At 44.0% G+C, this 1014-nt stretch carries 1 protein-coding gene and 1 pseudogene; one reads left to right on the forward strand and one right to left on the reverse strand.

Annotated elements, in window-relative coordinates:
- Positions 1-379, reverse strand: a 379-nt coding sequence (locus R7F07_RS25535) for a LysE family translocator (RefSeq protein WP_318110713.1), incomplete at its 3' end; no start/stop codon positions are given.
- A 221-nt stretch (positions 380-600) separates the two neighbouring features.
- Between R7F07_RS25535 and R7F07_RS25540 the strand changes: the two are divergent.
- A pseudogene (locus R7F07_RS25540) lies at positions 601-1014 on the forward strand (carboxypeptidase M32); the annotation flags it as partial.

Genomic DNA, 1014 nt, shown 5'->3' on the forward strand with positions numbered 1-1014 from the left:
TTAGTACATTTGAGAGAAAGCCCTCTCTAAACGAACGTTTTCCACTGTATACCTGCTGAATTTGTTCAGCGACAGTAATGCCTCCGCCCGATGCCATTAGCGCTTTCAAACTGCTGATACCAAGCCAAATGAGGTACGCGGCACCAATCATTTTAACGATTTGGAATAGCTCTGCGGATTGTGCAAGGATGGCAGAAATGCCCACGGCAGAGAAAAACGCATGTACAAACAAGCCAAAACAAATGCCTAAACTTGTTGTACACCCATCTTTTAAGCCCGAACGACTTGTATTACGAAGAACTAATGCGGTATCCAGCCCCGGCGTCAGCGTTAAAATCGTGATAGCGATAAGAAACGCTTCAAAATTTAGTATGTCCATATTGTTGTGATAATTAATGGGTAATGTGTCATCAATACCGCCAATCAACTCGATTCGCAAGCTTCTTTTTTAAGCGCGCTATACAACCGGATGAATTTGTGGACAATGAGACGTCATTAAATGTTAATTATTAGTAAATTAACTTCAGTTGCTTAGCGCGACTTGATGTGAAGGACCCTTTTCGGGTGTTTAGGGAAAGAACAAAAATAAGAGTAGTCACAATGAATGCATTTACAAAACTCGTCGAACATTCAAAAAAAGTCGCCAACTTTGGCCATTTATTAGAAATTGTAGGCTGGGATCAAGCTGCTGTGATGCCATCAGGCGGTGCTGAAGCACGCTCCAACGCAATGGCTGAACTTGAAGTACACATCCACTCGCTCATGACTCAGCCGCATCTTGAGGATCTATTTGCACTAGCAGAAGAAGAAACCCTCGCCACGCAAGAGCGAGCCATGTTACGTGAAATGAAACGCGAATGGCAGCTTGCAAACCTTCTTCCAGAATCATTAGTTCAAGCAAGTTCTCTTGCCGGTTCGAAGTGTGAGCACGCTTGGCGAACACAGCGTGCTAATAATGACTGGGCCGGTTTTGAGAAGAACTGGGCAGAAGTTGTAAAGCTATCCCAAGAAGAG

Source organism: Vibrio sp. YT-16 (assembly GCF_033337405.1).
GTDB lineage: Bacteria > Pseudomonadota > Gammaproteobacteria > Enterobacterales > Vibrionaceae > Vibrio > Vibrio alginolyticus.